8 protein-coding genes, 2 tRNA genes and 1 pseudogene are annotated in these 6477 nt (G+C 73.3%); 6 read left to right on the top strand and 5 right to left on the bottom strand.

All coding sequences use genetic code 11. The features are described 5' to 3' along the window. Positions 1 to 69: 69 nt before the first annotated feature. A tRNA-Cys gene (locus H299_RS0128205) sits at positions 70 to 140 on the bottom strand. Between the two features lie 28 nt (positions 141 to 168). Then, positions 169 to 241: transfer RNA gene (locus H299_RS0128200), tRNA-Gly, on the bottom strand. A gap of 121 nt (positions 242 to 362) precedes the next feature. Here H299_RS0128200 and H299_RS36730 point away from each other — a divergent pair. Genes H299_RS36730 through H299_RS0128185 form a run of 3 tightly spaced genes read left to right on the top strand, consistent with a single transcriptional unit; the run spans position 363 to position 3218 of the window. Next, positions 363 to 1562 (top strand): chorismate-binding protein, encoded by a 1200-nt coding sequence (locus H299_RS36730; RefSeq protein WP_078513111.1) that lies wholly within the window; start codon positions 363 to 365, stop codon positions 1560 to 1562. Then, complete coding sequence (locus tag H299_RS0128190; RefSeq protein ID WP_027751152.1) at positions 1559 to 2380, top strand: aminodeoxychorismate lyase; 822 nt, start codon at positions 1559 to 1561, stop codon at positions 2378 to 2380. The genes H299_RS36730 and H299_RS0128190 overlap by 4 nt, the downstream gene beginning before the upstream one ends. A gap of 4 nt (positions 2381 to 2384) precedes the next feature. Beyond that, positions 2385 to 3218 carry a GNAT family N-acetyltransferase gene (locus H299_RS0128185; RefSeq protein ID WP_027751151.1) on the top strand — a complete coding sequence of 278 codons (834 nt, stop codon included), beginning with the start codon at positions 2385 to 2387 and terminating at the stop codon, positions 3216 to 3218. A gap of 54 nt (positions 3219 to 3272) precedes the next feature. Here H299_RS0128185 and H299_RS0128180 read toward each other — a convergent pair whose 3' ends face one another. Beyond that, positions 3273 to 3779, bottom strand: a complete 507-nt coding sequence (locus H299_RS0128180; RefSeq protein WP_027751150.1) for a DsbA family protein — start codon at positions 3777 to 3779, stop codon at positions 3273 to 3275. A 100-nt stretch (positions 3780 to 3879) separates the two neighbouring features. Between H299_RS0128180 and H299_RS0128175 the strand changes: the two genes are divergently transcribed. After that, a complete protein-coding gene (locus H299_RS0128175) occupies positions 3880 to 4395 on the top strand; it encodes a hypothetical protein (RefSeq protein ID WP_027751149.1) in 516 nt (171 codons plus the stop codon). Between the two features lie 68 nt (positions 4396 to 4463). Further along, entirely contained in the window at positions 4464 to 4643 is a 180-nt protein-coding gene (locus H299_RS36725; protein ID WP_037761107.1) for a hypothetical protein, read from the top strand. Between the two features lie 36 nt (positions 4644 to 4679). On the opposite strand, the gene H299_RS0128165 is transcribed toward H299_RS36725, so the two are convergent. Continuing rightward, positions 4680 to 5246, bottom strand: a complete 567-nt coding sequence (locus H299_RS0128165; RefSeq protein ID WP_027751148.1) for a CGNR zinc finger domain-containing protein — start codon at positions 5244 to 5246, stop codon at positions 4680 to 4682. A gap of 186 nt (positions 5247 to 5432) precedes the next feature. Next, on the bottom strand, positions 5433 to 5846 hold the full coding sequence (locus H299_RS0128160) for an SsgA family sporulation/cell division regulator (protein WP_003959770.1): 414 nt from the start codon (positions 5844 to 5846) through the stop codon (positions 5433 to 5435). A gap of 190 nt (positions 5847 to 6036) precedes the next feature. Here H299_RS0128160 and H299_RS36720 point away from each other — a divergent pair. Continuing rightward, positions 6037 to 6432, top strand: a pseudogene (locus H299_RS36720) (TIGR02611 family protein); the annotation flags it as partial. Positions 6433 to 6477: the final 45 nt, after the last annotated feature.

Raw genomic sequence — 6477 nt, 5'->3', positions numbered from 1 at the left:
CGATACTGGGATTGAACCAGTGACCTCTTCCGTGTCAGGGAAGCGCTCTCCCGCTGAGCTAATCGTCCGAGGTGGAGACGGGATTTGAACCCGTGTAGACGGCTTTGCAGGCCGTTGCCTCGCCTCTCGGCCACTCCACCATGGCAGGGGCCACAGTACCCCTATCCGAGCGGACGACGAGATTCGAACTCGCGACCCTCACCTTGGCAAGGTGATGCTCTACCAACTGAGCCACGTCCGCAGGTGCCGTGCTCCGGGGCGTGAACACCCCGGCGACGTGTTGAACTTTAGCGGATTACGGAGCCAGCTCAAATTCCGTTTCCCCAGCGTGGCCCCGTGGCGGCGCCTCCTACACTTCCCGTGTGCGCCCTCCACCCCCGCTCGCCCGCTTCGCCGGCCTCGTCGCAGGCGATCTCCGCGATGTCACCAGCGACCCGGCGGCACTGGACTCCTCGGGCTGGTGGGCGGTCGTCGCCGACTTCGAGGGCGGCCTGACCTGCGCGCGTTTCGGCGACGTACGGCGCGTCCCCCAGGCGCGTACGGGCCGCACGCGCCACGCGGTGCCCATGCCCGCCGCGGCCGAGCGCTGGCGGGGGCCCGCGCCCGCCGACTGGAGCAGCTCCCTGGACCGCGCCGGCTACCTGGCCGGGGTGCGCCGCATCCGCCGGCACATAGCCGAGGGCGAGGTGTACCAGGCGAACCTGTGCCGCGTGCTGACCGCGCCGCTGCCCGTGCCCGGTGACCCCGCCGCCTGCGACATCGACGGCCTGGGCGCCCTGCTGGCGCGCGGCAACCCCGCCCCGTACGGCGGCGTCGTGCGGCTGCCCGCGTACGGCGTCGAGGTCGCCACGGCCTCGCCCGAGCTGTATCTGCGCCGCGACGGCTCACAGGTCAGCTCCGGCCCGATCAAGGGCACCGGCCGCACCGCCGCCGATCTGCGGCCCAAGGACCATGCCGAGAACGTGATGATCGTCGACCTGGTCCGCAACGACCTGGGCCGCGTCTGCGTGCCCGGATCGGTCACCGTCCCGTCGCTGTGCGCCGTCGAGGAGCATCCGGGCCTGGTCCATCTCGTGTCCACGGTGCGCGGCGAGCTGGCCGAGGAGCACTGCGGCACCGCCTGGGCGCGGCTGCTGTCCGCCTCCTTCCCGCCCGGCTCGGTCACCGGTGCGCCCAAATCCCGCGCGCTGCGCGTCATCTCCGCGCTGGAGACGGCGCCGCGCGGCCCGTACTGCGGCGGCGTCGGCTGGGTCGACGCCGACCGGGGCACCGGTGAACTGGCCGTCGGCATCCGTACGTTCTGGATCGACCGCACGCTGCCCGGCGGTCCCGCGCTGCGGTTCGGCACCGGCGCCGGGATCACCTGGGGCTCCGATCCGGAGGGTGAGTGGCGCGAGACCGAGCTGAAGGCGGCGCGGCTGCTCGCGGTAGCGTCGGGTGCGTACCCGGCCGCCGGGCACCGGACGGACCCCCGGGCTGCCGGTGGCCCCGGGCACGCGTACGGGCATCGGCGCTTTCCCGGGCACCAGCGGGACGAGAAGGACGAGAGGACGACGACGTGAGGATCTGGCTCGACGGCTCACTGCGCGACCCGGGCGACGCACGGGTCTCCGTGCTCGACCACGGAATGACTGCCGGAGACGGGGTCTTCGAGACGGTCAAGGCCACCGACGGCACCCCCTTCGCGCTCACCCGCCACCTGGCCCGGCTGGCCCGCTCGGCGCACGGCCTGGGCCTGCCGGAACCCGACCTGGACGAGGTACGCCGGGCGTGCGCCGAGGTGCTGGCGGCGAACCCGATGCCGCTGGGGCGGCTGCGGATCACCTACACCGGCGGCGTAGGCCCGCTCGGCTCCGACCGGGGCGAGGCCGGACCCACCCTGGTGGTCGCCCTCGGCGAGGCGCCCCGACGGCCCGACGCCACCGCCGTGGCCACGGTCGACTGGACCCGCAACGAGCGCGGCGCGCTGGCCGGCCTCAAGACGACCTCCTACGCGGAGAACGTCGTCGCGCTGGCCTACGCCCGCCGGCACGGCGCGAGCGAGGCACTGTTCGGCAACACCGCGGGCCGGCTGTGCGAGGGCACCGGCTCCAACGTCTTCGTCGTCCTCGACGGCACCCTGCACACCCCGCCGGTCACCTCCGGCTGCCTGCCCGGCATCACCCGCGCCCTGGTGGCGGAGTGGTCCGGTGCCCAGGAGACCGACCTGCCGCTGGACGTGCTGGAGCGCGCGGACGAGATCTTCCTGACTTCCTCGCTGCGGGACATCCAGGCCGTCCGGCGGGTGGACGGCCGCGAGCTGGCCGGTGCCCCCGGTCCGGTCACCGCCAAGGCGATGCGGGTCTTCGCCGAGCGGGCCGCCGCCCAGCCGGACGCGTGAGCCGGTGACCACCACGCTGCGCCCGGCCGGGCCCGAGGAGCGGACACCGGCGGGCGGGCGCTCGCGCCCGTACGAGATCTGTGTGAACGCGCGCGCCGTCGGCACGGTCCTGCTGCGCACGGGCGAGGGGCGGAAGTCCCGCACCGGCCGGATCGAGCGGCTGGCCGTCGACCCGGCGGAGCGGCGCCGGGGCCGCGCCACCGTCGCGCTGCTGGCGGCCGAGGAGGCGCTGCGGGCGTGGGACTGCGTACGGGTGGACGGTGAGGTTCCGGCCGGGGCGGCGGGCGCGCTGGACCTGGCGCTGGCGCTCGGTTACCGCGAGCACGGCCGCGCCATGACCAAGGAGCTCTCGCACACCCCCGACCTGCCGCCCGGCAGCGCCGCCCGTTTGATGGACGGCGCGGACTACGCGGCATGGCGCGCCCGTGACGTGGCGCAGCAGTTGGAGATCCACAAGGCCCTGGGGGTTCCTCCGGACGAGGCGCGGGAGCTGGCGGACGAGGCCCACCAGCGTTTGCTGCCCGACGGCCCCGGCACTGTCGGCGTGGTCATGCGGGTGCTGACGCACCAGGGCACGGACGTGGGCACCGTCTGGGTCAGGGTGGACGGGGCGCCACGGCCCGGGGTGGCGGGATGGGTCTACACCGTCGAGGTCTACGAGCCGCTCCGCGGACGAGGGCACGGACGCGCTCTGATGCTGCTCGCCGAGCGGGAGGCCCGTGCGGCGGGGGTAGGTCTGCTCGGGCTCAACGTCGACCCCGGCAACGCCCCGGCGCGGCATCTGTACGAGTCGCTGGGCTACCGGCCGTTGGCGCACTCGCTCGCCAAGGCGCTGTAGCCGCCCGCCCGCCCGGCGGCGGTGCCGGGCAGGGTGGTCGGGTCCGCGGCGCCGTCACCGGCCGAGCAGTTTGTCCGCGATCTCCTCGATCCGCTCGCGCAGCCCCTCCTGGCTCTTGCCGCCGTCCAGCCGCTCGCCGCCGATCACGTACGTGGGCGTACCGGTCACCCCGATCGCCTTGGCCTCGGCCTGGTCGGCGTCCACGATCAGCAGGTGCCGCCCGTCGATCAGCGCCGACTCGACCTCCCCGGCGTCCAGCCCCAGCTCGGTGGCCACCTCGCCGAGCACGGCCTCGCCGCGCGCGGCCAGCTCGGCGGTGCGCGCCAGCAGGGCCTCGGTGTACTCCTGCCCCTTCCCCTGTGCGTACGCCTCCTCGGCCGCCTGCGCCGCCGCGTAGGCGTACCGGTGGCGCTCCAGGGGGAAGTGCCGCCAGCGGATCTCCAGCGCGTCCGCGTACCGGGTGCGCAGCGCGCGCAGATCGCCCTGCGCCTGATGGCAGTCGGGGCACTGGAGATCGCACCAGAGGTCGAGTACGGGGCGGGAGGCGGGGGAGTCGTTCATGTGCCACAGTCTCCCACCCAGGGAGGAGAACCCCCCAGATCCCCCTGAAAATCCGACTGGGCCTGCCCCATAACGCCCAGAAACAGTGCACGATGGAGACATGCTCACCACGACCGTCTGCACCGCGCTCTCGGCGGCCGGGCTGGCCATCGCCTTCCTGACGGCCTACCGCCGCCGCTTCGTCGCCGCCACCCGCATCGCCGCTTTCGCGCTGCTGCCCGTGGGGCTGGCCATGGCCGGGCTGGTGAAGCTCGGCGGCAAGGTGGGCAAGGCGGTCGGCGACTGGGGCACCGACCTGGTGCTCAAGCCCAGCGTCTGGTCGGGCTTCGCCGTACTGGCCGTCGCCGTGGTGCTCTACGTGATCGCGCGGGTCGCTGCCGGGCGCGGCGCGGGCGAGGGTGCCGACACCCGCTCGCGCAAGGAGCGCCGCTCGGCCGCCCGGGCCGAGCGTGAGCAGGCCGCGGCCGGTGGGGCCCCCTCGCTGGGAGCCGGCCCCTCCGCGGGGCAGCCGCAGCGGGGTGCGAAGCCGGCGGCGAAGCCCAAGTCCAAGGGCGCGACGGGCGGCGGAGAGGACTTCTCGGACATCGAGGCGATTCTCAAGAAGCACGGAATCTGACGAACTCCTCGGCCGGGCTGGCGTGTTGAGCCTGGTCCAGGCCATGAGTGCGCCATCATCGCGGCGAGATGACGCACACCCAGCACACCCCCCTGCCCGGGGCCGACGAACCCGCGCCCGAGGCGCCCGCACCTACGGAGAACCGAGGGTGCCTGTTCGCTCTTTCGCAGCCACCGCTGATGCTCTTCCTGGCGGTCGTCGGCGTCCTGCTGGCGATCACCGGGGCCTACGATCTCCTCCTGCTGTGAGCCGGGCCGGCCGGCTGCCCAAGGCGCGTGCGCCGGTCAGCGGGGGCTGGGTGCGGACTCGCGCCGCCGCGCCCGGTAGGCCGCGACGTGCAGGCGGTTTCCGCAGGTCCGGCTGTCGCAGTAGCGGCGCGAGCGGTTCCGGGAGAGGTCGATGAAGGCGCGCGGGCACTCCGGCGCCTCGCAGCGGCGCAGCCGGTCCCGCTCACCGGAGACGATGACGAAGGCGAGCGCCATCCCGCCGTCGGCCGCGATGTGGTGGGCCAGTGAGGCGCCGGGTGCGAAGTAGTGGACGTGCCAGTCGTACCCGTCGTGGTCGGTGAGCTGTGGTGTCGTACCCGCCTCGGCGACCAGCCCGTTGATCAGCCGCACCGCCGTGCGCGCGTCGTCCGCCGCGAAGACGCGGGCGAAGCGCTCGCGCACGGAGCGGACGGCGGCCAGGTCGCTCTCGGTCAGCTCGCCGACGTCGCTCACGTCGTTGCGCTCGGCGTAGGCGCGGAGGTCGGCGACGGTGACCAGGCCGTCGGGTGCGTCGCCTTCGGGCGCGGTGTTCAGCAGATCGACGACGTCGTCGAGTGCGCACTGCGTGTCGTGGTTGATCTGCACAGTCGCTCCTGACCGTAACGGACCGGGTGCGATGCAGCCTAGCCGCTCGGGCGCACGGTGACGCCGCCACCGCGACAGTCGCGTGATGGCGGCGTCACCGTGCGCCGTGTACGGCCGCCGGCCCCCACGAGGGAGTGGTTCCCAGCCGTCGCCCCGAGTCGGACGGCTGTGGCGGGCCGGCGGGTCTCAGCTCTCCGCGAGGATGTGCGAGAGCTCCGTGTCCAGGTCGAAGTGGCGATGCTCGGTGCCGGGCGGCACCGCGGCGTCGGTGCGTTTGAGGAACGACTCGAGGGCCCTGGCGGGGGCCTCGAGCAGGGCTTCGCCCTCGGGGGAGCTGAGGGCGATGCAGACGACTCCCTGACCGTGGCTGCGGGAGGGCCAGACCCGGACGTCACCGGTGCCGGTGGGCCGGTGGAGGCCCTCGGCCAGGAGATCGCGGGCGAATACCCACTCGACGGTCTCCTCGGCGCCGGTGTGGAAGGTGGCGTGCACGGCGTAGGGATCGGCCGTGTCATACCGCAGGCCCGCGGGTACAGGCAGTGATGACTCGCTCGAAACAACGAGGCGCAGGTGCAGCTCGCAGCTGACCGTGGTGTTCATAAGCGCCAGGGCCTTTCGCTCAGTGTGCGCTCGGGGATTCGCACGTCGGCGAAATCGACATGCCACCTACCGGGCGGTTGTAAACCCCTCTGACCGTTTTGTGAGGCTTCGGGTCCTTCGAGTGGCCTAAGCGGCGATTCCGTCGTACGACCACGTGGGTGAGGAGAAACGGTCCGGTAAGTTTGCCGACATGGACGTGCAGGGTGACGCGACGCAGGGTGGGGAGCGGGCCGAGAAGGCCGGCGGGGCGGCGGACGGGCCGACGGCCGGGTCGGGGGTGGCGGCCGAAGCCGGGGTCAAGGCCGGGGTGAAGGCGGAGAGGCCGCTGGGTTCACGCGCGCCGCACTTCATCCGCGCGCGCCGCCCGCTGCACATGAGCTGGCAGGTGGGCGTCTTCCTGGTCGGGCTCGTGATCGTGGTGACCGGGGTGATCCTGCTGCCGCTGCCCGGTCCGGGCTGGCTGATCATCTTCGGCGGCATGGCGGTGTGGGCGACGGAGTTCGTCTGGGCCCAGCTCGTCATGCGCTGGACCCGGCGCAAGCTCGCCGACGGCACCGACTACCTCAAGCGCCGCAAGGCCCGGCGGGCCGCGCGCAAACGGTCTTGAGCACCCGCTGACATGCGGTAATGT

Source organism: Streptomyces sp. CNH287 (assembly GCF_000424825.1).
Note: the sequence above shows the minus strand (reverse complement) of the source record. Positions and strands in the feature narration are given on the sequence as shown.